The sequence below is a fragment of the Rahnella perminowiae genome (assembly GCF_019049755.1).
Lineage (GTDB): Bacteria > Pseudomonadota > Gammaproteobacteria > Enterobacterales > Enterobacteriaceae > Rahnella > Rahnella perminowiae.
This window is the reverse complement of sequence record NZ_JAFMOS010000140.1, coordinates 1-990: the sequence shown is the minus strand read 5'-3', so window position 1 is coordinate 990 and position 990 is coordinate 1. Positions and strand designations below refer to the sequence as shown.

1 protein-coding gene is annotated in these 990 nt (G+C 35.8%); it reads right to left on the bottom strand.

What is annotated here, in order from left to right; translation table 11 throughout:
• Nucleotides 1–990 (bottom strand): AIPR family protein (locus J1785_RS00750; protein ID WP_217218571.1); only part of this gene is annotated, 990 nt, incomplete at both ends.

Genomic DNA, 990 nt, shown 5'->3' with positions numbered 1-990 from the left:
TAGTAATACTCATTAATCACATCAGATTTTGATTTCCATTCTTGAGCAATACGTGATGCATATTGAGTAAAGTTTTTTTGCGCTCCTAAATTTACCCATTTTGGATGTTCATCCCATACATTTTCATATTTTGCTAAATCAGTTTTAGTAAACATTTGATTTTTAGGATTTCGAGACTTAAATTCGGTTTGCTCTCTCTTGTTCATATTAGTTAGTTCGTTAGCATATTGGCCACGAGCCCTTTCATAAAACCATTTAGTTTCCCTTAGTTCGCCTTGTTTTGCCGGAGCCCATAATTTTCTCGAAAATTCTTGCATCCTGATATGGAAAGGATGATTAGAGAAAAAGTCAGCTGCATTTACGCGATTTTGTGTATTTGCATATTCAGATATTTTAGGGACAAACTCTTCGCTTTTACTTTGGTCAACAATTGAGAGTTTCATTTGAACGAACACTTTATCGAGAGATGCCTTCTCCTTATGTTGAGTATGAAATAACGACGCCGTTGTTTGCCCACCGTTTACAATCTGAAGATCACTGATAGCCGTTATTAATAATCCTTGGTCAGTGCTTAGTGTATCTATTTTTTTTGCAGTCGCAGTAATTCCATTATTATAAGAAAAGAACATATCAGGTTCATTTAAAATAGTCGATTTTATCCCCTTGTTTACCGATCCTTTAGCTTGTAAAAAACAACGCACATTTTGTTCTAATAAACGTGCATCATATTTTTCATAAATTGAGGATAGTACCTTTCCAGGAATGACTACTAAGTAAGACTCAAGTGCATCACCGCCCATGTGAGCTGGTAAGCACGGGAGGCCGTTTCCAAAAAGACTCATAAGGTCAATTTCTATAGATTCTTTTTGGCCTTGCGAGGAAGCTTGTCTATGAAGACGGCTTATATCCCATATGTGGAATGAATTAATTACTTCGTTTTCTACAATATCTTCTATGTTTTTCACCTGAGAACTTAGAACTCTCTCTGAG